The sequence below is a fragment of the Vibrio sp. V09_P4A23P171 genome (assembly GCF_963875615.1).
GTDB classification, from domain to species: Bacteria; Pseudomonadota; Gammaproteobacteria; order Enterobacterales; family Vibrionaceae; genus Vibrio; species Vibrio anguillarum.
Genome location: NZ_CAWNMR010000020.1, coordinates 1 through 24,586, shown reverse-complemented (window position 1 = coordinate 24,586; position 24,586 = coordinate 1). Strand labels below are relative to the sequence as shown.

23 protein-coding genes are annotated in these 24,586 nt (G+C 44.9%); 11 read left to right on the top strand and 12 right to left on the bottom strand.

All coding sequences use genetic code 11. The features are described from left to right. Positions 1-38: 38 nt before the first annotated feature. A complete protein-coding gene (locus tag AACT23_RS07655) occupies positions 39-2,186 on the bottom strand; it encodes a GGDEF domain-containing protein (RefSeq protein WP_094127200.1) in 2,148 nt (715 codons plus the stop codon). Positions 2,187-2,476: 290 nt separating this feature from the next. Between AACT23_RS07655 and AACT23_RS07650 the strand changes: the two genes are divergently transcribed. Then, positions 2,477-2,959, top strand: coding sequence for a L,D-transpeptidase family protein (locus tag AACT23_RS07650; protein ID WP_013868005.1), 483 nt, complete (start codon positions 2,477-2,479; stop codon positions 2,957-2,959). Positions 2,960-3,080: 121 nt separating this feature from the next. After that, a complete protein-coding gene (locus tag AACT23_RS07645; protein ID WP_010318547.1) occupies positions 3,081-3,425 on the top strand; it encodes a YajD family HNH nuclease in 345 nt (114 codons plus the stop codon). A 17-nt stretch (positions 3,426-3,442) separates the two neighbouring features. Here AACT23_RS07645 and AACT23_RS07640 read toward each other — a convergent pair whose 3' ends face one another. Both AACT23_RS07640 and AACT23_RS07635 read right to left on the bottom strand, forming a co-directional pair. After that, positions 3,443-3,658, bottom strand: a complete 216-nt coding sequence (locus tag AACT23_RS07640) for a DUF3820 family protein (protein WP_026028377.1) — start codon at positions 3,656-3,658, stop codon at positions 3,443-3,445. A 110-nt stretch (positions 3,659-3,768) separates the two neighbouring features. Continuing rightward, complete coding sequence (locus AACT23_RS07635; protein WP_094127198.1) at positions 3,769-5,724, bottom strand: LTA synthase family protein; 1,956 nt, start codon at positions 5,722-5,724, stop codon at positions 3,769-3,771. A 272-nt stretch (positions 5,725-5,996) separates the two neighbouring features. Here AACT23_RS07635 and AACT23_RS07630 point away from each other — a divergent pair, with 272 nt between their 5' ends. Continuing rightward, positions 5,997-6,506 (top strand): cytochrome b/b6 domain-containing protein, encoded by a 510-nt coding sequence (locus AACT23_RS07630; RefSeq protein WP_017048967.1) that lies wholly within the window; start codon positions 5,997-5,999, stop codon positions 6,504-6,506. A 350-nt stretch (positions 6,507-6,856) separates the two neighbouring features. Then, entirely contained in the window at positions 6,857-7,216 is a 360-nt protein-coding gene (locus AACT23_RS07625) for a diacylglycerol kinase (protein ID WP_094127196.1), read from the top strand. A 166-nt stretch (positions 7,217-7,382) separates the two neighbouring features. On the opposite strand, the gene tdh is transcribed toward AACT23_RS07625, so the two are convergent. Together tdh and AACT23_RS07615 are read right to left on the bottom strand one after the other, a co-directional pair. Further along, positions 7,383-8,414 (bottom strand): L-threonine 3-dehydrogenase, encoded by a 1,032-nt coding sequence (gene tdh, locus AACT23_RS07620; protein WP_088733474.1) that lies wholly within the window; start codon positions 8,412-8,414, stop codon positions 7,383-7,385. Then, positions 8,411-9,607 carry a glycine C-acetyltransferase gene (locus AACT23_RS07615; protein ID WP_094127194.1) on the bottom strand — a complete coding sequence of 399 codons (1,197 nt, stop codon included), beginning with the start codon at positions 9,605-9,607 and terminating at the stop codon, positions 8,411-8,413. Before AACT23_RS07615 ends, tdh begins: the two co-directional genes overlap by 4 nt. Before the next feature lie 174 nt (positions 9,608-9,781). On the opposite strand from AACT23_RS07615, the gene AACT23_RS07610 reads away from it, so the two are divergent. Then, the gene (locus AACT23_RS07610; protein ID WP_094127192.1) at positions 9,782-10,705 is read left to right on the top strand and encodes a LysR family transcriptional regulator; all 924 of its coding nucleotides are present in this window, start codon (positions 9,782-9,784) and stop codon (positions 10,703-10,705) included. Between the two features lie 9 nt (positions 10,706-10,714). After that, the gene (gene gloA2 / locus AACT23_RS07605; RefSeq protein ID WP_017046047.1) at positions 10,715-11,098 is read left to right on the top strand and encodes an SMU1112c/YaeR family gloxylase I-like metalloprotein; all 384 of its coding nucleotides are present in this window, start codon (positions 10,715-10,717) and stop codon (positions 11,096-11,098) included. 29 nt (positions 11,099-11,127) lie between these two features. On the opposite strand, the gene AACT23_RS07600 is transcribed toward gloA2, so the two are convergent. Beyond that, the gene (locus AACT23_RS07600; protein WP_026028259.1) at positions 11,128-11,493 is read right to left on the bottom strand and encodes a hypothetical protein; all 366 of its coding nucleotides are present in this window, start codon (positions 11,491-11,493) and stop codon (positions 11,128-11,130) included. A 344-nt stretch (positions 11,494-11,837) separates the two neighbouring features. Here AACT23_RS07600 and uhpT point away from each other — a divergent pair, with 344 nt between their 5' ends. The 4 genes from uhpT to AACT23_RS07580 all read left to right on the top strand — a co-directional run bounded on the left by uhpT (position 11,838) and on the right by AACT23_RS07580 (position 16,922). After that, a complete protein-coding gene (gene uhpT, locus AACT23_RS07595) occupies positions 11,838-13,232 on the top strand; it encodes a hexose-6-phosphate:phosphate antiporter (RefSeq protein ID WP_094127190.1) in 1,395 nt (464 codons plus the stop codon). Positions 13,233-13,427: 195 nt separating this feature from the next. Next, entirely contained in the window at positions 13,428-14,033 is a 606-nt protein-coding gene (gene uhpA / locus AACT23_RS07590; RefSeq protein ID WP_026028260.1) for a transcriptional regulator UhpA, read from the top strand. Further along, complete coding sequence (gene uhpB, locus AACT23_RS07585; RefSeq protein ID WP_094127188.1) at positions 14,033-15,568, top strand: signal transduction histidine-protein kinase/phosphatase UhpB; 1,536 nt, start codon at positions 14,033-14,035, stop codon at positions 15,566-15,568. The genes uhpA and uhpB overlap by 1 nt, the downstream gene beginning before the upstream one ends. Before the next feature lie 19 nt (positions 15,569-15,587). Continuing rightward, positions 15,588-16,922, top strand: coding sequence for an MFS transporter (locus AACT23_RS07580; RefSeq protein WP_017048480.1), 1,335 nt, complete (start codon positions 15,588-15,590; stop codon positions 16,920-16,922). Positions 16,923-16,968: 46 nt separating this feature from the next. Here the strand turns inward: AACT23_RS07580 and AACT23_RS07575 are convergent, their stop codons facing one another. Next, positions 16,969-17,355: a cytochrome b562 gene (locus tag AACT23_RS07575; RefSeq protein WP_013868020.1), complete on the bottom strand. Its 387-nt coding sequence runs from the start codon at positions 17,353-17,355 to the stop codon at positions 16,969-16,971. 98 nt (positions 17,356-17,453) lie between these two features. Beyond that, the gene (locus tag AACT23_RS07570; RefSeq protein ID WP_013868021.1) at positions 17,454-18,197 is read right to left on the bottom strand and encodes a phosphatase; all 744 of its coding nucleotides are present in this window, start codon (positions 18,195-18,197) and stop codon (positions 17,454-17,456) included. A gap of 189 nt (positions 18,198-18,386) precedes the next feature. On the opposite strand from AACT23_RS07570, the gene AACT23_RS07565 reads away from it, so the two are divergent. Further along, positions 18,387-21,263: an HD domain-containing phosphohydrolase gene (locus AACT23_RS07565; RefSeq protein ID WP_255211868.1), complete on the top strand. Its 2,877-nt coding sequence runs from the start codon at positions 18,387-18,389 to the stop codon at positions 21,261-21,263. On the opposite strand, the gene trmY is transcribed toward AACT23_RS07565, so the two are convergent. From trmY to AACT23_RS07545, 4 genes are all read right to left on the bottom strand, one after another. Beyond that, entirely contained in the window at positions 21,260-21,859 is a 600-nt protein-coding gene (gene trmY, locus AACT23_RS07560) for a tRNA (pseudouridine(54)-N(1))-methyltransferase TrmY (protein ID WP_013868023.1), read from the bottom strand. The genes AACT23_RS07565 and trmY overlap by 4 nt on opposite strands. Positions 21,860-21,938: 79 nt before the next feature. Next, complete coding sequence (arsJ, locus tag AACT23_RS07555) at positions 21,939-23,171, bottom strand: organoarsenical effux MFS transporter ArsJ (protein ID WP_094127184.1); 1,233 nt, start codon at positions 23,169-23,171, stop codon at positions 21,939-21,941. A gap of 42 nt (positions 23,172-23,213) precedes the next feature. Then, positions 23,214-23,711 (bottom strand): cyclin-dependent kinase inhibitor 3 family protein, encoded by a 498-nt coding sequence (locus tag AACT23_RS07550; protein WP_094127182.1) that lies wholly within the window; start codon positions 23,709-23,711, stop codon positions 23,214-23,216. Positions 23,712-23,723: 12 nt separating this feature from the next. Then, the coding region (locus AACT23_RS07545; RefSeq protein ID WP_141195542.1) for an ArsJ-associated glyceraldehyde-3-phosphate dehydrogenase at positions 23,724-24,586 on the bottom strand (863 nt) is incomplete at its 5' end.

The window sequence follows — 24,586 nt, the reverse complement described above, 5'->3', positions numbered from 1 at the left end:
TGTTCTCATTATCCTTGCCATGACTCGCCGCGCTAACACTATGAATTTGATGCGGCGACTTTATCACTTCGAGTATGGTGTTTTTGCTCAGAGTAACCAACGACTTGGTTTCTGCCATTATCTTTTGCTTGGTAAAGTGCCTTATCCGCTTTGCTGTACATCTCCTCAAACTTAAGTTTACTGGGAAGGTACTGGGCAATAGTGTAACCAATCGAGACACTTAAGCAGTCACCATCAGGGTTCTCACTATGTTCAATCTGCTCTCGTTCAATACTAAAGCGTATGCTTTCAGCCAACGCTTTCACTTCTGCTGCATCACGGTTGGCCACCAACAATATAAATTCTTCACCACCAATTCGGCAAAAGAGTTCATTCTCTGCCTGAGCATGTTGGTTGAGAATATGGCCAATACGAATCAAAGCAATATCCCCTTCCAAGTGACCGTAGTAATTATTAAATAAACCAAAGTGATCAATATCAAGCAGAATTAAACCATAACTTACGGTCTCCGTTTGTACTCTCGAACCGATGCGTTCCAATAAATGAGCTAACATCCGACGATTTCCAAGGCGAGTTAATGGATCCATTTTGGCCATTAAGTCCAGTTTGTCGTTCACTTTTTGTAACTCATAGGTACGGTTACGCACCTCAATTTCTAAATTCTCATTCAGTTCACTGATCGCCTGCTGAGCACTGGTGCGCATCAATACTTCGGTTAAATTAGAGGCGAACATGCGGATCACTTCTCGCAGTTGTGAGGTCAGTGGTGAGCGGCGGATCAAATTGTCCGCAGCAATAAAAGCAATAGGTTCGCCATTGTTGGTAAGCATGGTCATGGCTGTCCAGCCAAAACCAACAATGTTGCTGTCATGATAAATAGGGACTGACTCTTCAAAAACCACCTCATTGGGGTTGGCTTTGGCCATATCAACAATCATATTATTGGTGGTCCCAGAACGAAAATAGGATTCATCCACAATGTTGCCTTGGATATCGGTTCCCCACGTTCCTTGAATGTACGAGCAGTGTTTATCGGTCAAAAACACCGCCAGACGATCAATACCCATGCGGTTAATCGCAAAACTGACCGCCGATTTGCACACGTCACTCACCGTCATACAACGTGACAGTTCAACCATGCTCGCATGCAACATGCGAACATTTTGCTCCTGACGCTTGCGAATATAAATTTGCGCAAGCAATGAACCAAAAGATTCCAACATCTGCTTTTGGTATTCAGTAATGGGCTGTCGATTAATGTAGTTATCAATCGCGATCCAACCAATGGTTTCATTACCATCACGTAGGATTAACATCCCATTCCACCCTTGTCCTACCACATTTCCTGCCGTGTATAGAGGGGCATCGTCGATCAGCACCAAACTTTTAGTATCATCAGAAAGACCGCTTAAATAACTTTCTTCTAGCTGGTGCAAATCGTATTGGGTGTGGTGTTCGCTCACCGTTTTTCCGCTTTCATCCGTACCATAAGTTCCGCTAAAACAACGTTTTTTCATATCAAGAACTAAAAAAGCGGCTCGATCAAACCCTAAGCGTGTTTTCGTTACATCAACGGCCGCTCTGTGCAGCGCATCCAAATTGTCTGGGTTAGCCAGTTCAATCGCTAATTGATGAACCAGCTTCATGTTATCAATGAACATTTCGCGCTGTTTAATTTCATCCAAATACTTTGCTTCGCGGATATCTCTATTTTTAAACTCTTTTGCCGCTTCAGATTCCGCGCGAAGACATTGCCAACGAGCCGCAATCAGTTGCAAACAATCGAGCTCTCCGGATTCTGTTTTCGCATGAATGTTGACGTTATCAATTGCCTCAAGTAGCAAATAGGTTCTTAAATCAGGGTGGTTATCTAACATAAAAAGATAAGACTCACCGCCCATCACACTACGGTAGTCCCAATTGCAGGTGTTGATCGCTAGTGGAATTAGACCATCAGAGGTGTCAAATTGTGCGGCCCAATTCCAAAAGGTATTTGGATAATTTTGCAGAGCTGTCGGTAAGTTGTACTCAAATAATGGCTCATGGCGCTTGTTTAATGTTGGTGCATGAAAGATCCGCATTGATTTGGGAGAAATGAAACTTTGAAGAAAATCAAACGTTGCTTCCGCGAGCATACGGTGGTTGCGAGCAGAAGAAATCTGTTTGAGTAAAGTACGAGAGAACATATGAGCGGCCTGACATTTTAATAATTTTCATTGCAAAATTAGACAAAAGATCATGTGCAATCAAACTCTTAAAAAGGTCGCTGTTAAGTCGGCCGCAAATTTGCACTCTATGTTTTTACATCCTAGAGTTAACCTACATTTTTGAGATTCTGTTTCCATTTATTACATGGTTAGCCCTATTATTTTTAGCATTGTCTTATTTACAAGACAACATTGACAACTAGCCACGTTCATTCTTCCGCTGCATAATGTTTCTCTATTTGCCACCTTATCAGTACTGACACTCTCTTATGACCCGATACTTTAGGCTACTTTTGTTTCTATGTTTTTCACTCAACAGCGCAGCGGCTGAGATTGATCTGGTCAAAGTGGATAAATCTAAACGTCGCATGTACTTAATCTCGGGACAGCAGATCATTCAGGAGTATCGAATTGCCTTGGGTAAAGAACCCAAAGGACATAAACAGCAAGAAGGCGATCAACGTACTCCAGAAGGTCGATACTATCTTGAAGCTATCAGTAATGATTCTGGCTATTATCGTTCGATTCATATCAGTTACCCGAATCATCAAGATAAAGTGCATGCACAGCGCTTAAACATCAATCCCGGTGGTGATATAAAAATCCATGGTCTAAAAAATGGCGACAAGCAACGACCAGAATATGTGCAAAGTTTTGATTGGACTAATGGGTGTATTGCACTGACTAACTCAGAAATGGATGAATTTTTGAGCCTAGTCAAAGAAGGCACGCCGATTGAGATTGAGTGGTAAAAGTGACACTTACGCTAAGGTGTGAGGGCGTGCATTAAAATAAATCACACAAACTTTGATTAGCGCAGATTTTTGGTTTTTAATATCGAAAAAGTATTTTTAATCAATGGTTGGAATTAACATGTCGTCAGATTTTTATGGTTCAAGTGCCAATTATGCTCGTAAAGAGAGCGGTTACCGAGAAAAAGCACTTAAACTTTACCCTTGGGTGTGTGGCAATTGCGCGCGTGAATTCGTTTATTCAAATTTACGAGAATTAACTGTGCACCACAAAGATCACGATCACACCAATAACCCTGAAGATGGCAGTAACTGGGAGCTTTTATGCCTCTATTGTCACGATCATGAGCACTCTAAATATTCAGACCACGACCGATTTGGCGCTGAGCCTGTTGCGAGATTAGACGATCATCAAAGCGCGACCTATAACCCCTTTGCCGATCTCGCCAAACTGATGAAAAAATAACGCGGTTAGCCACTAGATCACATATGCTTTAGTGGCTTAACCACGCTATCCAATCCTTCAATTTTCAACGCTAAGCAAAGTTGCAGCAAACGCCCGAGCTCCCCTTCAGGGAAGCCCTTCTTATCAAACCACAGCAAATACTCTTCTGGTAAGTCGATAAGCGCTCGCCCTGCATACTTACCAAACGGCATTGGCATACGCGCAAGTTTAATCAGGTTCTCTTTTTCTAACATTTTGCGCCTCACAAACTGGCTAAACTTGTTTAAGTCCAACCAGTTTATGTTTCTCAGCCACTTTTGGGTACTGATTTATCGCATAACGCTGTAGGTGGATAAAAATATAATCAATATGAATCAGATGCGGTGTAGTAGTTTTCTTTAAACGCTAAGCTTCCCCACATAGCATTGGCATGAGCACGTTTAACCACTTCTGGATCCAACTCTTTTTCTGTCAGGGTATCTGATTTAAAATCATATTGATAAGTAGAAATACCTTGCTCAGGCCGAATAACAACCAGTTGGTTGTCTGCTGTCATATAGCCATAGTTTTTATCTCGTTGCATCATTACTCGCTGCTTCTCAGCAGGAACATCATGAGTTAAATCGAACCCAATCATTGGGTTTTGGCTACTGATACCGGCCAAAGAAAGCAGTGTGGGTGCAAGGTCAATTTGACTAACTAGACGATCGTCAATGCGGTGTTCAATGCCGCCACCAAAAATCACCGCTGGAATTCGAAAGTAATCGACTGGTACAGGCTGATTACCCTGTGTTCTAGCATCATGATCTGCCACAGCAACAAACACCGTGTTATCCCAATATGGTGACTTTTTCGCTTTTTCAATGAACTGTCCAAGCGCATAGTCTGCATATTTCACCGCATTTTCCACCGTTTGCTTTGGCTCATTATACGGTTCAATCACGTTATCAGGGTATTCAAATGGGCTGTGGTTCGATGAGCTAAAAACTAAGCTAAAGAACGGTTTACCTTCACGACTCATCTTAGTAAATTGCTGATCTGCCTTATTGTAGAGATCTTCATCTGACGCGCCCCATGAACCAACATATTTAGGCGAATCAAAAGTTGGGAAGTCTTGCATATCGACAAAACCGTTACCTAAGAAGAAACTCTTCATATTGTCAAAGTGGCTTTCACCACCGTAAATAAATTGTGTGTGGTAATTTCGAGACTTTAATAAATCCGCAATTGAAAAGAAATTCGTTTGGCTTTTACCTAATTTGACCACTGAACGTGCAGGAGTCGGAGAAAACCCAGTGGTCACCGCTTCAATACCACGAACAGAACGCGTTCCCGTTGCGTACAAACGGGTGAATGCCCACCCCTCATCAATCAGTTTATCGATATTGGGTGACGCATCGATACCACCAAGGCGGCTAACATAACGTGCACCGTGACTTTCAAGCAGAAGGATTACGATATTTTTAGGATGGCCTTGATAGGTCGCTTGGTGCATTGCCATGCTAGGTTGTTGTGCAGAGACAAAGTCTTTATTGTCGACATTCATGGATGCACGAATTTCTTGGACGATCTCCTCCTTATCCATTTTCGGGTAAAACTCGAAAGCACTCGCTTCAGATTTCATCTGTTTGGCAGCAAAAATCGCTGAAAATGAGGAGTTTAACGTTAAATCATTCACCAAAGGGTCACTAGAAAAAGCCACCATCGCCGGATTTAATGGACGGTGTCCCAGTGAAGAACGCGCCCCCAAAATACCAATAGCCACAACAAAAATAGCAATCAGCGGACGCCAATACCATTTAGGAAAGCTTAAGTTCGAAACAAGCTGCTTGCTCCATTTCCAACCGACAAAAAGTGTGAACGTGGAAACTACGGCACCAAGGAAAAGTTCAAATTTATAGCCACTCCAAAGCATACTGAAAACTTCTTTGGGATAAATGAGATATTCGATAAAAATTCGATTAGGTCGCAGATCGTACTCGATAATAAACGGCGGTGTTGCTGCTTCCATGTAAACAATCAGCCACAAACCGCCGGTAATCCACACACGTAAAAACCAATGCCAAACCCGACCGACAGCATGATCGCCAGACAGTAGGCTAGATAACAACGCTGGTAAAATGAGCAAATAACAAAGAGAAACAATATCAACTCGCAGACCACTTAAGAAAATAGTCAGCCATCCACCAGCATCACTCACCCGTTCAAAATGCCAGATAGCCAGTCCTAAACGAGAGACAAAAAAGATAACTAGCCCCACTACGAATACGGCAGCAATCGGATAAAGAGGCCCTAAGTAAGGTTTGATTTTATTGAGCATAAATTTCAACAACTATTAAGATTAAATGAATGATTAGATAATACGTTAAGGCATTGATAAAAGAAATAAGTTCCATTTCATTTTGTAAAACGAAAAACTATCGCCTATTTTATCTTCATGCGTTAAATGTCTTAAGTTTTTCTTAAGATTAATATGGCAAATTCCTTTATCGAACACTGACAGAATTAAGAATGGCGGGATTTATTTAGATTAATTAAACGACAGAAATCCATTTCAATCTTGATAATATAAACAAAATAGAGGAACGCTAAATGCCTAAAACTTACAAATGGGATCTATTTGTTCGCTTGACACATTGGATTGTGGCGGGATCTTTCTTAACCAACTACCTCATAACAGAAGAAGGTAGTAAAACACACCAATGGATTGGCTATCTACTGATGATCACGATATGCCTTCGTCTCATTTGGGGGCTTATTGTCCATTCCCCTGCTCGCTTGTCTGCCTTTAAGCCTTCAATACACAATGCGTTTATTCACATAAAGCAAGTGATAGAAACGAAAGAAGATCACCATGAAGGGCACAACCCAGCTGGAGCTGTGATGGTCTGGATTTTGTGGTCTGGCCTCCTCCTAACAGGACTTAGCGGCTGGGCAACACAACTGGATATGTTATGGGCAAATGACTGGCTCAGCGAATTGCATGGAGCGCTTGCAAATCTAACGATGCTGGCAACGGTAAGCCATATAGCCGCCATTGTGATAATGAGCCACTGGACTGACCACAATTATTTAAAAAATATGCTGTTACATAAAAAATAGAAATATGTTCATTGAACCTGAGTGCTTAGGTTCATCAGGTTTAATCGACTAAGTAACAGTGGTGTATTTACAAAAAGATCCGTATTTAATGCTCTATTTAACTTTTAATTAGTATTCATGACTGAAGAGGCCGTCTAAATTTTAATCATTACTATGGCGATTTTTGTTAATAGGGATAACATCAACTTTGTATTATTTCAAAAAAGTGACATGGCAATGAATTTTCATATAGAAAAATAATAGATAGATACAGTATGCTACATCCGATAGCACTTTTTAATAAGATGAGAGTCAACTCAAGCTATCGACATTTTTATTATCTCATTATTAACTATTAGGTTACTCACTTTATGAAACCAGGCCGTACAGGAATAAGTCGTTTATTTTACGCTACAGGTTATTCAATGAAAGGCCTTCAGGCTGCATGGAAAAATGAAGCCGCCTTTAGGCAAGAAATCGTCGCTTCTATCATTCTAATTGCGATCACTTTTTTCTTGCCGGTCAATGAATTAGAACAGTTAATGATGATCGGTAGCTTAGTGCTGATTGTCATCGTTGAGCTTATGAATTCAGCCGTGGAAGCTGTAGTTGATCGCGTAGGTAGTGAGTGGCATGAGCTCAGTGGCCGTGCGAAGGATATAGGATCAGCTTCAGTTTTGATTGCACTACTTTTTGCTGCATTTACATGGATTTTTATTTTGGTACGTTAAATGAAATGAGCGTTTGAAAATTATTCGTTTTCTTACATCGGTATTAGTTTTCTCCTAGCGCTATATTTTGCCACCGCCGTTAACTTGCTTGTTTATTCTGTAGTCGCAGAGTAAATGCTGTTCAAAAAAAGCGCCCCAACCGGAGCGCTTCAACTTCAATATTCGATTATTCCCAATCAAGGATAACTTTGCCAGAAAGCCCGCTGCGCATAGCATCGAAGCCCGTTTGAAAGTCATCAATTTTGTAATGGTGAGTGATGATAGGCGTTAAATCGAGGCCCGATTGGATCAGGCTCGCCATCTTATACCAAGTTTCGAACATTTCACGGCCATAGATACCTTTGATCACCAAACCTTTGAAGATCACTTGGTTCCAATCGATCGCCATATCTGAAGGTGGGATACCTAATAAAGCAATACGACCACCGTGATTCATGGTTTTCAGCATAGAACTAAAGGCACTTGGTACGCCTGACATTTCAAGGCCGACGTCAAAACCTTCCGTCATGCCAAGTTCACTCATGACCTCTTCTAACTTTTGTTCCGCAACATTCACGGCGCGTGTCACGCCCATTTTACGTGCAAGCTCAAGGCGGTATTCGTTGACATCGGTGATCACCACATGGCGCGCACCAACGTGTTTCGCCACTGCGGCCGCCATGATACCGATTGGACCAGCACCAGTGATCAGCACATCTTCGCCGACTAAATCAAATGACAATGCGGTATGTACCGCGTTACCAAATGGGTCAAAAATCGAGGCTAGATCATCGGAAATACCATCTGGGATCTTGAAAGCATTAAATGCAGGGATAACTAAGTATTCAGAAAATGCACCAGTGCGGTTCACACCAACACCCACAGTATTACGACATAAGTGAGTACGACCACCACGGCAATTTCGACAATGGCCGCAAGTAATGTGACCTTCGCCAGACACGCGATCACCTAATTCAAAACCGCGAACTTCTTGACCAATGCCAACCACTTCACCGACGTATTCATGGCCAACCACCATTGGCACTGGGATGGTTTTTTGTGACCACTCATCCCAGTTATAGATGTGAACATCGGTGCCACAAATTGCGGTTTTCTTAATTTTAATCAGCAGATCGTTGTGACCAAGTTCAGGCATTGGCACTTCGGTCATCCAAATGCCTTGCTCTGGTTTGAGTTTGGATAATGCTTTAATTTTCATTTAATGAGCCCCATTTCTTGGCCAACAGCAATAAACGCATCAATGGCGTGGTCGAGTTGCTCGCGGCTATGCGCGGCTGACATTTGTGTACGAATACGAGCTTGGCCTTTGGGCACAACAGGGAACGAGAAACCAACAACATAAATGCCCTTAGCTAGTGCTCGTTCTGCAAACTCTGCTGCAACGATAGCATCGCCGAGCATAATCGGGATGATGGCGTGATCCGCGCCACCCATAGTGAACCCCGCGCTTTCCATACGAGTACGGAAATGCGCGGCGTTATCCCAAAGTTGGTCGCGAAGCGCTGCGCTTTCTGCCAGTAAATCCAGCACGCGAATCGATGCTGCAACAATCGCTGGCGCAACCGAATTAGAGAATAAATAAGGACGTGAACGTTGACGAAGCCAATCAATTACCTCTTTTTTACCGGAAGTGTAGCCACCTGAAGCACCACCCATCGCTTTACCAAGGGTACCGGTGATGATATCAATACGGTCAATCACATCATGGTATTCATGCGTACCACGGCCATTTGTACCCATAAATCCAACCGCGTGTGAATCATCCACCATGACGAGCGCGTTGTATTGATCCGCTAAATCACAAATCGCAGGCAAGTTTGCGACTACGCCATCCATTGAGAATACACCATCCGTTACGATGAGCTTATTACGAGCGCCCGCCGCATCGGCTGCGATCAACTGCTGTTCCAACTCTTGCATGTTATTGTTGGAGTAACGAAAACGCATCGCTTTACATAAACGCACACCATCAATGATTGAGGCATGGTTCAACGCGTCAGAGATAATCGCGTCTTCTTTATCTAAAATAGTTTCAAATAAACCGGTGTTTGCATCAAAACATGAGGTGTAAAGAATCGTATCTTCTTTACCTAAGAATTGAGAGAGCTTCTGTTCCAGTTGCTTATGAATATCTTGCGTACCACAGATGAAACGTACCGAAGCCATACCAAAACCGTGACTGTCCATGCCTTGCTTCGCCGCTTCAACCAACGCAGGGTGATTAGCCAAACCAAGGTAGTTGTTGGCACAGAAGTTCAACACTTCTTCACCAGTAGAAATTTCGACCGCCGCTTGTTGTTGCGAGGTAATCACACGTTCAGATTTATACAGACCTTCCGCTTTGATTTCCTCAAGCTGGTTTTGGATCTGTTGATAAAATGCAGAAGACATTGCTACGTCCTTATTTTTATATAGCGCAATAGCTATGGTGTAGGGCAGCCTAAACGAAAATAGACCCTTCATTTACACTGTAAAATCGCTTAATGGTATTTTAGTTGATCCCATTTACGACTATTATCCCATGACATGGAAAACCATTAGTGAACTTCAGGCACAAATACAATTATGATCACGCATCGTCTTATCGCCCTGCTGCCTGATTTAGCGGCTTTCATTCTCGTCGTCAATGAAGGTAGCTTTACGGCAGCCGCTCAAAAGCTGGGGGTAACACCTTCGGCATTAAGTAAATTGATTACCCGTTTAGAACAAGCACTATCAGTGAAGTTATTTGAGCGAACCACGCGCCAACTCTTAATCACTCAGGCAGGAAAGCGCGTTTATGATCAAAGTCTGTTGATGGTCAACGCTGCGCAGCAAGCGGTTGAGCTTTCCACCTCTGACCACACCGAACCTGCAGGCGCACTCACTGTTGCGGCACCTGAAGCATTTTTGAACTCAGTTCTGCAACCCCTTGTGCTTCCTTTTCTAACTCAATACCCTGAAATTCAACTTAAGCTGAGAGCTGCAGATGGCGCGATCGATTTATTCAAACACAATATTGATGTGGCGTTTAAGCTGACTGATAAGCCAGATGAAAACTTGGTACTGCGTGAAATTGGCAAAACCCACTTAGTGTTGTGCGCCAGCCCAGAATATATAGCGGCCAGAGGCACGCCCACACACCCTACCGAATTAACGGATCACGACTGCTTGTATCTTGCCGAAACCGAGCGTGACCATCTCTGGGATTTTCATAAAGAAGATGAGTTCCATACGGTGGCCGTCTCAGGCCGCTATGCAGTAAACCACTCACAAATGCGTTTGAACGGCGTGAAAAATGGCTTAGGTATCGGCATCTTCCATGATTTTGTCATTCAGCAAGCGCTCGTTGAAGGCAGCGTCGTCCGACTATTAGCCGATTGGACGATCAAAAGTAATTACTACGGCTCGATTGCCATGCAATATCCGCAAACCAAGTACATGCCAGCAAGGCTGCGGGTGTTCATTGATTACGTCACTGAACATTTGGTCAGCCAGCTCAACAAATAAAGGTTAATCATGCTAAAACGAATCCACCATGCGGCAATTATTTGTTCAGACTACGCACGTTCCAAAGCGTTTTATACTCAGATCTTAGGGCTGCCTGTTATTGCTGAAAATTACCGCGCCGCTCGCGATTCATACAAGCTGGATCTTGCTCTGCCCGATGGCGGACAAATTGAACTGTTCTCATTTCCAAATACACCACCAAGACCAAGCTTCCCTGAAGCTCAAGGGCTACGACATTTAGCGTTTGTGGTGGACAGTGTCAGTGAAGTCAAAGCGTATTTAGAGGAAAAAGGCGTCATCGTCGAGCCCATCCGCGTTGATGAGTTCACTGGTCGCGAATACACATTTTTCGCCGACCCAGATGGTTTACCGTTAGAGCTTTATTCTGAATAGTGAATAGAGGAAGGAATCAAGGCTATTTTCTAACGCCAGTACAACAGATTAAATAATGGTGGCGCACGAGGAACTTGTTTTTCAAATCGTACACTTAGAGCCAAAAAAGTGTAGCTGTCTGAAACAAACAAGTTCAGTCGTGTCAGTAAAGGTGTCGTTGGAAGTGAATCTTGATGAAAAGTGGAGAAATGAGCAAAGGGACAGGGTTTCGTATGCTGTGTCTGTACTTTTCCCTCTTCAATTTGAACCAGCTCAAAACCATTAATGGTGCACAGTGTGGCCCAAACCCCCGCCGTATTGCCATGCGCGTTTATTACAGGCATAAGCGATACCAACACCCAACTGAGCGCGCTGGTGAGCAACATTATTCTGTTAAAACGGTTTAGGCGAATCATAGCAACACTCAATTTTTTCTTGTCGACACTATATAACGCAATGATAAAAATAACAGTGCGGCAGCGCTAAAAACTTAACAAATACCCTCAAGTTCGCTACAAATCGTTAGCTTAAAGACGACGTTTCAAGATGCATATCAATGTGACTCCATTCACGCTTTGTCTATCAATCCACCCAAACTAGGAAATATTCCTAACTCAGTTAGGCCATGCCCTCAAGTCAATCGCCAAGCCGATTTTTACAATCACTCTATGATGCAGCCAGACGGTTGCTAGCCATTCGACTCTGGTGTGAATTGACTGACAGCAGAGATTTCTTTGACGTGATTTTCTAAGGATTTCACATGCTAAAACTTTTGCAACAGGTTCGGCTACCGACCCTCGATCTCCCCGCAGCAGAACGCCGTAAAATGTGGTTCAAACCATTTTTACAATCATACCTTGTGGTGTTTATTGGCTACATGGCGATGTATTTAGTGCGCAAAAACTTCAACGTTGCACAAAACGATATGATTTCAACCTACGGCTTGTCGATGACACAGCTAGGGCTGATTGGTCTTGGTTTCTCCATCACTTACGGGATTGGTAAGACAGTGGTCTCTTACTACGCCGATGGCAAGAACACGAAACAGTTCCTACCTTTTATGCTGATCCTTTCTGGTATTGCAATGCTTGGATTTAGCATGAGCATGGGCGGTTCAAGCGTCAGCATTTTCCTAATGGTTGCTTTTTATGCGCTAAGCGGTTTTTTCCAAAGTACTGGTGGGCCATCAAGCTACTCCACTATCACCAAATGGACGCCCAAAAATAAACGCGGCACCTACTTGGGTTTATGGAATATGTCGCACAATGTCGGCGGCGCAGGTGCGGCAGGCGTAGCACTGTTTGGTGCAAACTATCTCTTTAATGGTCACGTTGTGGGCATGTTTGTGTTCCCATCAATCATCGCATTAGTGGTGGGTTTCATTGGTTTGCGTTACGGTAGTGACTCTCCTGAAGCATACGGTTTAGGTACGGTCGAAGAGTTGTTTGATGAAGCGGTCAGTGAGGAAGATATTGCCGCGGAAGAAAACCAAATGACCAAACGTGAGATCTTTGTTGAATACATTTTGAAAAACAAAGTGATTTGGTTACTCTGCTTTGCCAACATCTTCCTCTACATCGTGCGTATCGGCATCGACCAGTGGTCTACTGTGTATGCCTATCAAGAACTTGGTTTGTCAAAAGAAGCGGCCATTTCAGGCTTCACTCTCTTTGAAGTGGGCGCATTAGTCGGCACTTTAATGTGGGGTTATCTGTCCGATCTTGCTAATGGCCGCCGTGCTTTGGTCGCCTGTGTCTCTCTGGGACTCATCATTGTTGCGCTCGAATTCTATCAGCACGCCACCAGCGAGTTTATGTATCTCGGGTCACTGTTTGTGCTAGGTTTCCTTGTTTTTGGCCCACAATTACTGATTGGTGTCGCTGCGGTTGGCTTTGTGCCGAAAAAAGCGATCAGTGTCGCCGATGGCGTTAAGGGCACTTTTGCTTACTTAATTGGTGATAGCTTTGCCAAACTTGGCCTAGGTATGATCGCCGACGGTACACCAATTTTTGGCCTTACAGGCTGGAAGGGCACCTTTGCTGCGCTCGACACTTCAGCGATGATCTGTATTGTATTGTTAGCCTTTGTCGCAATCGCTGAAGAGCGTAAGATCCGCCATGAGAAAAGGCTAAAGCTGGCCGCAGCTGCCGCTTAGCTCCCAGCAAAATCAAACGCGATATTCTCTTTTATGAGTGTGTCGCGTTTGATTGTGCCACCCCTTCCTTTTTGACGCGCTAGACTCCTCTACAATGGCATCCATAGCAAAGGGATATATTGCTTGTTTAATTGTCTCTGTGGCGTTAGTTTAAGCTCCCTTTTTACTCAGGCAATATAAACAGCGGGGATTGTGATGATCAAAGTAGCACTAGTGGATGACCATATCGTGGTACGTTCAGGCTTTGCCCAACTCATGAACCTTGAAGACGATATCCAAGTGGTCGGCCAATTTAGCTCGGCGGCCGAAGCGCGCGCAGGGCTTCCCGGCACAGGGGCAAACGTCTGTATTCTTGATATTTCAATGCCTGATGAAAGCGGGCTGTCGCTGCTTCAAGATCTACCCTCTGGGATAGCATGCATTATGCTGAGCGTTCACGATTCCGCGGCCATGGTCGAAAAAGCCTTGGAGGCTGGAGCAAGAGGCTACTTAAGCAAACGTTGTAGCCCAGATGAACTTATCCAAGCCGTACGAACCAGCGCCCATGGTGGTTGCTACTTAACACCCGATATTGCGCTTAAACTCACCTCTCCCAAGCGCGAGGCAAAGCTATTAGCACAGTTGACCAAACGTGAGCGGCAAATCAGTGAAATGCTGGCTGCCGGGCTGGATGTGAAAGCGGTCGCCAATGAGCTTGGACTTAGCCACAAAACCATTCATGTCCATCGCGCCAATGCCATGGATAAGTTAGGTGTGAGCAATAACGTGGCCTTAGCGAAATATTTTTCTGACTCATTCTAATGCCACGCTATTTTATTACGTCACTCTGCGCTTGGTTTCTGCTCTCTTGCAGTTGGTTTTGCTTGTGGGTTATCGCCTACTATTTTGTCAACGATCCGGAACTGGCGATCTTCTTCTTTCCTTTTGCTCTGCGTTTAGGCACTGCGCTGCACAGTCCACAACGTTACTGGCCCGCGATTTATGGTGCAGAATGGTGGCTGACGATTGCGCTCGCCATGCTAATGGAACAACCTCAATGGCTGACCGTACTCGCCGCCAGTATCGCAACGCTGCCCTTAAACCTGCTCGCCCAGCGCTACTACCACGGAAGTCAGTGGCGTCGCTTTATTGTGATGGGCGGGTTGATCCTCGCCAGCGCTATCATTAATACGCTGGCCACCACCTACCACGGCCATGCCGCGTCAATGGTGATGTTAGTCAGCATCACAGCTGGCTTAATGATTGTGCCAAGCTGCTATTTGATATGGAATTATCTTTTCCAAAGCACTTGGGTTCCACTGACGGCGAACTTAGTCTCTCGTCATATCGAATTTCGCACGCGTCACGTCTTACTCTACTCTTTACTATTTATTTTAAGCATTGCGCTGCAAATTGGTTTACCTGATGAACTTCGGCGTTTTGCGCCATTTTGTTTAGCCATCCCGATCATTTTGCTCGCTTTTCGCTACGGCTGGCAAGGTGCATTGCTCGGTACGCTGCTCAATAGCATTGCATTGATCGCGGCTCGTAGTGGTGTCTCTAATATGGAAGTCACTGATCTCCTGCTCTCTCTTTCAGCACAAAGTTTAACCGGCATTTTGCTGGGAATGGGTGTGCAGCGACAAAGAGATCTCAACACCAAGCTGCGCCAACAGCTTGATCGTAACCAAAATTTGTCCCGCCAATTAGTCAAAGCTGAAGAATCTGTTCGGCGCGATATTGCTCGCGAGCTGCACGATGAGATCGGTCAAAACATTACCGCTATCCGTACTCAAGCCAGCATTATTCAACGCGTCGAATCTCAACCCGTCACCAGCAATTGTGCTAAAACCATTGAATCTCTCTCTTTAAATGTTTACGACACAACTAAAAGTTTGCTAACCCGTTTACGCCCTAAAACCTTAGATGATTTAGGCCTAGTCGAAGCACTGGATCAACTGCTGCGTGACCTTGAATTTGAGACGCACGGCATTCAAACCCAAGTGGTTTGGACGGGGAATTCAACCGCTCAACTGCAAAAGCTAAGTGATGCCACCAAAGTGACCCTTTATCGATTGTGCCAAGAGGCGCTCAATAACGCCTTAAAATACGCGGAAGCTAGCCACATTGTGATTGAGTTTTCGTTGGCAAGTGATGTCACACTGCGCATTCACGATGATGGCATCGGTTTCAAAGCACAAGCTCAGCTGAACGGCTTTGGTTTACGAGGTATGCGTGAGCGAGTCGAGGCATTGGGTGGCCACTTTCAGATTATTAGCCACTGTCAGTCTACAACAGCCAACCACGATCTAAGCGAGAATGGCACTCAGCTTACCGTCACACTGCCCCACTTATAATCGTGGAATATAAAGCACTATGATAAATTTTCTACGCTCTCAACCACCGCAACCGCTTCTTGCATCAGCGCAAGAGGTTAACCAGCAGTACCGTTATTGGCGCTTTCACATCATGATGGCGATGTATGTCGGTTATGCGCTTTTCTACTTCACGCGTAAAAGTTTGAATTACGCCATGCCCGCGATGATTGCTGACCTCGGTTTAGATAAGAGTGATATTGGCATCATGGGCACGTTGTTTTACATCACCTATGGTATCTCAAAATTTCTGTCTGGGATTTTGTCGGACCGCTCCAACCCGCGCTATTTTATGGGCCTAGGGTTAATGGCAACGGGTTTTATCAATATTCTGTTTGGCTTTTCAAGCTCAATCAGTATGTTCATCTTACTCTGGGTGCTCAATGCTTGGTTCCAAGGTTGGGGATGGCCTTCTTGCTCTAAACTCCTGACAACTTGGTATTCGCGCTCTGAACGTGGTTTTTGGTGGGCGCTATGGAATACCGCTCATAACGTGGGGGGCGCGTTGATCCCATTACTGGTTGGCTTTCTCACTTTCCATTTTAGTTGGCGCGAAGGTTTTATTGTACCGGGCTGTTTAGCCGTTATTGGTGGGGTTTTCTTATGTTGGCGATTGCGTGATAAACCAATGACCCAAGGTTTACCCAGTGTTGGTCAATGGCGTAATGACGCCCTTGAACTGGCGCAAGAAAATGAAGGCCTCGGCCTTAGCACTAAACAGATCTTGCACAAATATGTGTTAGGAAATAAGTACATTTGGTTACTCGCCTTGAGCTATGTACTGGTCTACATAGTGCGTACTGCCATCAATGATTGGGGAAATATCTACCTTACCGAGCAACAAGGCTATGATTTGATCACGGCTAATGGCGCGCTTTCGCTGTTTGAAGTCGGTGGGTTTATTGGATCGTTAGTCGCAGGCTGGGGCTCAGACAAACTGTTTGGCGGCAACCGTGGGCCAATGAACCTGATTTTTTCAATGGGCATTTTTCTTTCGGTGGCAGCGCTGTGGCTGATGCCGTTAACGGGGTTTGTATTCCAAGCCGCTGGCTTTTTTACGATTGGCTTTTTTGTCTTTGGCCCACAAATGTTAATTGGTATGGCCGCCGCGGAATGTTCTCACAAAGATTCGGCTGGCGCAGCAACTGGGTTTGTGGGGTTATTTGCGTATATGGGCGCAGCGCTCGCCGGTTACCCGTTAGCCATTATTGTCGAGCAATTCGAATGGCGAGGCTTTTTTGTCACCATTTCTGTTTGCGCCGCTGTGATCGGCTTACTACTGCTGCCTTTCTTACAAGCTCAGTTTTCAGGCAGCGACCACCCCACGAACCATTGAACGTTATAACTAATCCAACGTTATCGTGAGGGGGCCACAAAGCTGATTAACCAAATAAGCGCTTCCAGATACTTGGGTTACGCTGCTCGTGGTATTCAACACGCAGTTCGTCTACCGTCCGCAGCGTTTGTTGAGCTTGCTCTAAATTTCCTTGCTCAAGATCCACTTCGATTTTGTCTAATGCCACTGAAAGCTTATTAAACCCTTCTAAATAGAGATCTTGCTTCTCCGGTGGATAATTTCCTCGTTTTGACTCTTCAACCAACTGACTTAATCTCTCAATGGGTGCTTGCATTGTTTCAACGCTGGTCGCTTCTGCCGCTTGTTTAAATTCAAGCTTCATTTGTTTCATGTTCTGTTTTAAGTCAACATTAGCCGCCGACACGCTAGCCGCAAATAATGCGCAAGCTGTTAATATCATTATTTTTTTCATAATTATTTCTTTTTATTCTGGCAAGAAGTGCCAAGTTTAATGGATCTAAAGATAAAAGAGGGACAAATTTTTGTCATTTTTTATGACCTCTTTACGGCTTATAGTGTTTGATATTCTGCGATCGCTTTTCGCCCGCGCAGTGCTAAAAAGGCCAGAAACTGCTCGACACTGTGCGTAATCACTTTCTCAGCAGCAATACCAACGTTCTCAAGCAGTTCACTGGCCAGTTGAAGTTGGCCGATATCTTGACAAAAATGGGCATCGCTGCCAGTGGTAACATAAGCACCATGTGCTTTCGCCACCTTAGCAATTTCATAACAGCGATCGACACTCCCTACCCTGCTGTGTCCTTTTAAGGTGCTGTTATTAATTTCTATCGCAACGTGATGCTGGGCGGCGCAGGCGATCACCTCATCAAAATCAAAATCGAAATTAGGGTTACCTAAGTGCCCTAGCGCATCCACTCGTCCACCTTTAATCACATTGATCAACGCTTCGGTATGCGCTGCTTTATCGGCAGGCTGAAATACGGGCTCATGAAAACTGGCGATCACCCAATCTAAGTTTTGGTCAACAGAAGGGTGAACATCAATCTCGCCAGCACGATTCATGATGTTGGACTCAATGCCTCGGATAATGGCAACACCGTCCAAAAAGCGCGGCAAAATACGTTGATTGGAGAAGAACCAATAATGCGGCGCTCCAGGCATCGACTGCGCATGATCGGTTGTGCAAAACATTGCCAATCCATTTTCTTTAGCTGAACGCGCGTTTTCAATAAGCGTGCTGTAAGCGTGACCACTTGCATAAGTGTGGGTATGAGTATCAACGACAAGATTCATTTTAATTATTCCATTCCAACAGCGATGCTTCAGTGTAACAGCCTCGCTGATGGCACTTCAATCTAAGGGCGATATATTCACCATATCGACACTTTTTGACCGGATGAAAACACACCGATGTGAAATGGTTTTTTGCAACTTACCCACATTGAACAATACTTAGCAATGTCATCCAATTCGGAGTTGGTTATGAAACGACGTCGTTACTCACTGAGCATTCACATTACGAGTCTCTTTTTAGTGCTCGCCATGGTGATCGGCATTGTATTGATTGGCATAAGTTATCACCATAGTCAGCAACTACTGACGGTAAGTGCACAAGGATTAAGTAGCGAAAACAGCAAAAAACTGGAATCAGCATTTAAACAAAGTGCCGCACCTATCTTGACTACGCTCGATTTTTTAGCTTTTAGTAACGTAATTGATCAACCGGATAAAGTCATCTCGGACCCACGCCAACTCGCCACCGTTTGGCTGACCTTCCAACGTAATCCACAGTTAGTCGCGCTCTATTATTGTGACGAAGCCGGAGCTTGTACTACATTTCGCTCGCTGAGCTTTGATAAAGCCAAACAGCGTTTTGATGCCCCCGCGCAAGCTCAGCTATTGGCTCATTACACTCAAGTTGATGGCACTAACCGCTTTATCTATTTAGACCAGAACCTTAAAAGCCTGCTCGATAAAGAGGATAACAATAATAAATTTGATCCTCGCGTGCGTCCTTGGTTTACCTCGGCAAGTCAAGATGGCGCGATACGCTTAACGGAACCTTATTTCTTTTTCTTCCTACAAACGAGTGGCGTCACACTGTCACGTAGATCGGCCGATGGAAAGAGTGTGCTTGGCGCTGATTTCACGCTTGACTCACTGTCAAAACAGATGAGTACGATGGGTTTTTCTGACAGTGCTCAGCTCATTTTGTTCGATAATCAATTTAGACCACTCGCCCAACACAATACTAAGTTCGAGCTACAACAAGATCCCTCACAGATTGCACAGCAGCTGCAGCAAAGTACTTTTGCACCAATATTGAATCGGGTCAGCAGCCAAACTTTGTATGAAACGGTCAATATGAATGGCACAACGTGGTCGGTGACGTTAACGCCGGTACTTTTAAACGACAATGTACGCTTGTTGCTGGCAGAAGCGGTACCGCAAGACGATTTGATCGCAGATTTGCTCTCGATGCGAGATCAGCAGATTTTTGTCGCGTTAATCATGCTCGCTATCGCTTTTGCAGTAGTTGGTTTTGTGGCGCAAAGGCTCGCCAGCCCTTTAGGTAACCTAGTGCAATTGACCGACAACATCACGCGCTTTGAATTTAAAAAGACACGCTACCCAAAAAGCCGGATCCGCGAAGTTGCCAATTTAACCCAATCGATAGAGCTCATGGAGCATACACTGCACGACTTGCTGCGACTATTACGCGAAACCGCCAGCAACCAAGAATTCGGTGTGTTAGCCAAAACGATTACCCATCAAAGCTATTTGATCACTCGAGCTGAAACTATTTTGCTCTACACTTATGCCAACGAAAATAACCAATTTATCACCGCAGCAAACCACGCCATCATTCCCTTTAAGCTTGATATCAATCAGTTGTCTCAAGAGATGCCGTGGCTACTTTCTGAACTGCGCAAAGGCCAAACGGTTCATTTATCTAAAACCGATAATTCGATGCGTAAGCATAAAGATGAGCTGTATAATTCTGATCTTTATCTTTTCCCACTGCTCAACCGAGACAAGCAGTTAGTTGGCGTATTAAACCTAGGCTACGAACGGGCCATCACTCCCGATCAGCAAGACAAACATGCATTTTTACGAGAGCTGCTCAGTTTTGCCGAAATCGCTAAAGACAATATCGACAAAATGCAGCGGCAAAAGGAGATGCTCAACTCGTTTATTGAATTGATCGCATCAGCCATTGATACCAAATCCCCTTACACGGGCGGCCATTGTCAGCGAGTTCCTGAATTAACCAAAATGATCACTAAAGCGGCGGAAAACGATCGCACCTATTTCCCACAATTTTCCATGACCAATGAAGAGTGGGAAGAGCTCACTCTCGCCGCTTGGTTGCATGATTGTGGAAAAGTGACCACGCCTGAATATGTGATTGATAAAGCGACCAAATTAGAAACGATCTACGACAGAATTCACGAAATTAGAATGCGTTTTGAGCTGCTCAAATGTCAAGCTGAAACGGACTACTGGCAAGGTGTTGCGCAGGGCAAGAACGAGCCAGATCTCAAGCAGCAGTTGCTGACGAACCAACAAATCCTCGATGAGGAATTTGCTTTCGTCGCGCAATGTAATATTGGCAGTGAGTTTATGAGCGATGATGACCTTTCCCGCTTAGAGCTAATTGCGCAAAGAGAGTGGAAACGGACCTTAGATGATCAACTCGGTACTTCTTGGATAGAGAACCAACGTGCAGGAGAGTCAAAACCATTGCCCACTATGGAGCGCTTGCTTGATGATAAACCCGTACACCATTTGCACTGGGTGAACGGTTGTCGTCCACAAGAACTGTGGCAAGAAACCTTTATTTTACAACCGGGAGAACTGCGTTATAACCGAGGTGAGCTCTATAATTTGTCCATTCGCCGTGGCACGCTCACCAACGAAGAACGCTTTATGATTAATGATCACATTGTGCAAACCATCATGATGCTCAAGCGGTTACCTTATCCTGAACATATGAAAAACGTTCCTGATATTGCAGGAAGCCACCATGAACGAATGGATGGCGCGGGTTATCCAAGAGGTTTAAGTGAAGAGCAGCTTTCGATCCCCGCTCGAGTGATGGCGATAGCCGATGTGTTTGAAGCACTGACTTCTAGCGATCGCCCCTATAAAAAGGCCAAAACGCTCAGTGAATCGATCGCGATCATGACCACCATGGCCACCACTGGCCATATAGATCCGAAGCTTTACTTACTCTTTTTAGAAAAAGAGATTTATCAAGACTATGCGGATCGATTTTTACACTCCGATCAGCACAGCCCAATTGATAAAGAAGCACAGATAAAAAAAGTAAAAATGAGTTTGAAAAAGACTTTTTAAAGACCGCGAATATCTAACTCATTCTGGATCAGCACAATGCACTGCGAGGCAAACAGCATTCGAGGCCCAAGGCTGATTTTCTGTGTATTAAGGCGCTTTAAACTGTTCCAACTTTTTTTCGGCATCGGGATGTGGTCAGTAAGTAAAAAGCAGCTGTCGTCAGAAAATTGATGCTCACGGACACTTTCGCCTTTTTTATCCAGTAAATACAAGTGGTAACTTTCAGAAAGGCGTTGCACCAACTTTTCAAAACTGATGGTTTCAACCGTGAGTCCTTGCTCGACCTCTCGGGTTTGCTCTTTGCCCATACCCACAGAAACATCTAAAGCGTGGCCTATTTTGGTCAGCAAGGCTTGCTCGTGAAAGCCACCGATATTGTGCAACTGGCTCGACTCAAAGCATAAAGTCCGCGAGAAATCTTGCGTACTTTCCAGCACCAAATAGACCACCACGTCATCACGATGCGACTGCGCGGTAAAAATAGCATTCATGAGCACGTGGGCCAAAATTTCGGTGTGGGCTTCTTGCCCAACAGAGGCTAAAAAAGTCTGTTTATCCGTGGAAGCGGCGCGGGCCCTTACAACAAAAGCTCTCATGTGACTGACTCAATTCATTCAATAAAGCACGGACTCTATCACAATCTCCATCTACTGGAATAGTGATCTACTGGTGAAGCTACGGTTCGCTCGTCAACACAGCTTTGCTTTTCGGGAGCCCCAATGAAATGAGAGTGGTCAGCAGCAGAAAACTAAACGAAACCCACAAACACGCCGCTAATCCCCAAAGTTGGAAAACCCACCCGGAAAGCACGGTACCGATTAAACGCCCCATCGCGTTTGCCATGTAGTAAAAACCGACATCAAGCGATACACCATCCCCCTTGGCATAGCTCACGATCAAATAGGAATGCAGCGATGAGTTAATCGCAAAGACCGCGCCGAAAAGCAGTAACCCCGCGATGATCACGACTTCCGGATGCCACTGCGCTTGAATGCTGTAGGCGATCAAACCGGTAATCAGCGCCAGTAGCGCCGCCCAACCGAGCGCAGATCGCCCATCTGGTACTTGGTCTGAAGCACTGCCTGTTATTTTAGGAGCAAACCCTTGGATCACGCCGTAGCCAATCACCCATAAGGCTAAAAAGCCGCCCACGGCACTGTGATCCCAACCAAAAACGCTGCCCAGATAAATGGGTAAGGCAATCACAAACCAAACGTCTCGCGCGCCAAATAAAAATAGGCGAGCCGCCGATAAAATATTCACGCTGCGCGATTTGGAGAAAATCTCTGAAAATTTCGGTTTGGTTTTGGCTTTGCCAATATCGGCTTGCAAGCTAAGCAAACTGCCGATAAAAACCAACAGCAATACCGCCGCCATAGCCGCTACCGCATATTGAAAGCCGATCCAAGAGAGCAAGACACCACCGAGAAAAAAGCCGGCCCCTTTTAGAGCGTTTTTTGAACCCGTAAGAATCGCTATCCACTTGTAGAGTGCGCCTTGTGCATTTTCAGGGACTAACGTTTTGATCGCACTTTTTGCACTCATTTTATTGAGATCTTTTGCGATACCCGATAACGCCTGCGCCGCCATCACCCAAGGAATGGTTAACCATGCAGCAGGTACAGCAAGCATCAAGAGCGCGAATATTTGCATGCCAAGGCCAATATTCATGGTGCGATTCAGCCCTAAACGCGCACCAAGCCAACCGCCAATCAGGTTCGTCACCACGCCAAAAAATTCATAAAAGAGAAACAAAGACGCAATCGCTAAGGTCGAATAACCCAAATCATAAAAATACAACACCACCAACATGCGCAGCGCGCCGTCAGTCACGGTAAAATTCCAATAATTAAAAGTCACTAGCATGTACTGGCGAACGTTTTGGTTGAGTTGAGACAACATAATCACTCTCTTTGCAAAAGAGCCGCCTAAGGCAGCTCTTTGGGACTGTTATTGATTAACAAATTGTTTGATGTACTCGACTTGTACATCTTTGGTAAACGCACCCGGTCTTAATGATTGAACTTGAGTAATAATGTTTTGCAGTTCCCAACCTTTCTCCAGCAATAAATGAGCAGCAAGTAAACCAGTACGACCCGATCCCCCCATGCAATGCATGGCAATCTTATCTCCCTTGGCAAGCGCCTGATGAAGTGACGGGGAGATACTTTGCCAATGCGTTTGAAACTGGTGGCCGGGCGCGCAATCATCTTCAATCGGGGCGTGAAACCATTGCAGCCCCGCTTGTTCAACCACTTTAGGCAAGTCGCCAACGCCTTTCTCTTGCATCTCTTCGTGACTTAGAGCCGTCACCACAACGGTAACACCTTGAGATCTCAGTTGTTCAATACTCTCAACCAAAGGAAGATCTTTTGTCCCCGGGCAAGGCGTCAATACCAAACCAGCGCTGTTTTCTGCAACAGGCAGTTCCCATGTAGGATGTGTCATTTCTTTGCTCCTTTATGCCAAACCGACTTTGCGTACTAATTCTGCGGTACGCGTTGCGTAACCCATTTCGTTATCATACCAAGCGTAAATTTTCACCATGCGCTTGCCCACCACCATGGTTGAGAGTGCGTCGACAATCGTTGAGCGTTGGTCGCCTTTATAATCAATCGATACCAATGGCCGCGCTTCAAAACCGAGAATGCCTTTGAGCTCATTTTCTGAAGCCGCTTTCAGTAGCGCGTTAACTTCTTCTGCGCTGGTATCGCGTTTCACATCAAAAATAATGTCAGTTAACGACGCATTAGCGAGCGGCACACGCACCGCGTGACCGTTAATTTTGTCTTTCAGATCGGGGAAGATTTCCACAATCGCTGTCGCAGAACCTGTAGTTGTTGGGATCAAACTCATACCACAAGCACGCGCACGACGTAGATCTTTATGCGGTGCATCCAAAATGGTTTGCGTGTTGGTCAAGTCGTGAATGGTCGTAAACGATGAGTGTTCAATACCCAGTTGCTCATGAATCACTTTGACGATAGGCGCAATGCAGTTGGTGGTACAAGAAGCGGCCGTAACAATCTGATGTATTTGTGGATCAAAGATGTGGTCATTGACCCCAACCACGATATTGGCAATCCCCGCTTCTTTCACCGGAGCTGATACCACAACACGTTTGACACCTTGTGCTAAATACTGATTCAAAAACTCAGATTTGCGGTGTTTGCCTGTTGCTTCGATGACCACATCACAACCAGACCAATCGACATCACTGATCGCTTTTTGTTGTGAGGTACGAATAACCTGACCGTTGGCAATGATCGCATTACCGTCGCTTGTCACTTCATGATGCCAACGGCCTTGTATTGAATCAAATT

Coding starts and splice junctions, on each gene's coding strand:
- AACT23_RS07655 (WP_094127200.1), bottom strand. CDS start 2,186: ATGTTCTCTCGTACTTTACTCAAACAGATTTCTTCTGCTCGCAACCAC.
- AACT23_RS07650 (WP_013868005.1), top strand. CDS start 2,477: ATGACCCGATACTTTAGGCTACTTTTGTTTCTATGTTTTTCACTCAAC.
- AACT23_RS07645 (WP_010318547.1), top strand. CDS start 3,081: ATGTCGTCAGATTTTTATGGTTCAAGTGCCAATTATGCTCGTAAAGAG.
- AACT23_RS07640 (WP_026028377.1), bottom strand. CDS start 3,658: ATGTTAGAAAAAGAGAACCTGATTAAACTTGCGCGTATGCCAATGCCG.
- AACT23_RS07635 (WP_094127198.1), bottom strand. CDS start 5,724: ATGCTCAATAAAATCAAACCTTACTTAGGGCCTCTTTATCCGATTGCT.
- AACT23_RS07630 (WP_017048967.1), top strand. CDS start 5,997: ATGCCTAAAACTTACAAATGGGATCTATTTGTTCGCTTGACACATTGG.
- AACT23_RS07625 (WP_094127196.1), top strand. CDS start 6,857: ATGAAACCAGGCCGTACAGGAATAAGTCGTTTATTTTACGCTACAGGT.
- tdh (WP_088733474.1), bottom strand. CDS start 8,414: ATGAAAATTAAAGCATTATCCAAACTCAAACCAGAGCAAGGCATTTGG.
- AACT23_RS07615 (WP_094127194.1), bottom strand. CDS start 9,607: ATGTCTTCTGCATTTTATCAACAGATCCAAAACCAGCTTGAGGAAATC.
- AACT23_RS07610 (WP_094127192.1), top strand. CDS start 9,782: ATGATCACGCATCGTCTTATCGCCCTGCTGCCTGATTTAGCGGCTTTC.
- gloA2 (WP_017046047.1), top strand. CDS start 10,715: ATGCTAAAACGAATCCACCATGCGGCAATTATTTGTTCAGACTACGCA.
- AACT23_RS07600 (WP_026028259.1), bottom strand. CDS start 11,493: ATGATTCGCCTAAACCGTTTTAACAGAATAATGTTGCTCACCAGCGCG.
- uhpT (WP_094127190.1), top strand. CDS start 11,838: ATGCTAAAACTTTTGCAACAGGTTCGGCTACCGACCCTCGATCTCCCC.
- uhpA (WP_026028260.1), top strand. CDS start 13,428: ATGATCAAAGTAGCACTAGTGGATGACCATATCGTGGTACGTTCAGGC.
- uhpB (WP_094127188.1), top strand. CDS start 14,033: ATGCCACGCTATTTTATTACGTCACTCTGCGCTTGGTTTCTGCTCTCT.
- AACT23_RS07580 (WP_017048480.1), top strand. CDS start 15,588: ATGATAAATTTTCTACGCTCTCAACCACCGCAACCGCTTCTTGCATCA.
- AACT23_RS07575 (WP_013868020.1), bottom strand. CDS start 17,355: ATGAAAAAAATAATGATATTAACAGCTTGCGCATTATTTGCGGCTAGC.
- AACT23_RS07570 (WP_013868021.1), bottom strand. CDS start 18,197: ATGAATCTTGTCGTTGATACTCATACCCACACTTATGCAAGTGGTCAC.
- AACT23_RS07565 (WP_255211868.1), top strand. CDS start 18,387: ATGAAACGACGTCGTTACTCACTGAGCATTCACATTACGAGTCTCTTT.
- trmY (WP_013868023.1), bottom strand. CDS start 21,859: ATGAGAGCTTTTGTTGTAAGGGCCCGCGCCGCTTCCACGGATAAACAG.
- AACT23_RS07550 (WP_094127182.1), bottom strand. CDS start 23,711: ATGACACATCCTACATGGGAACTGCCTGTTGCAGAAAACAGCGCTGGT.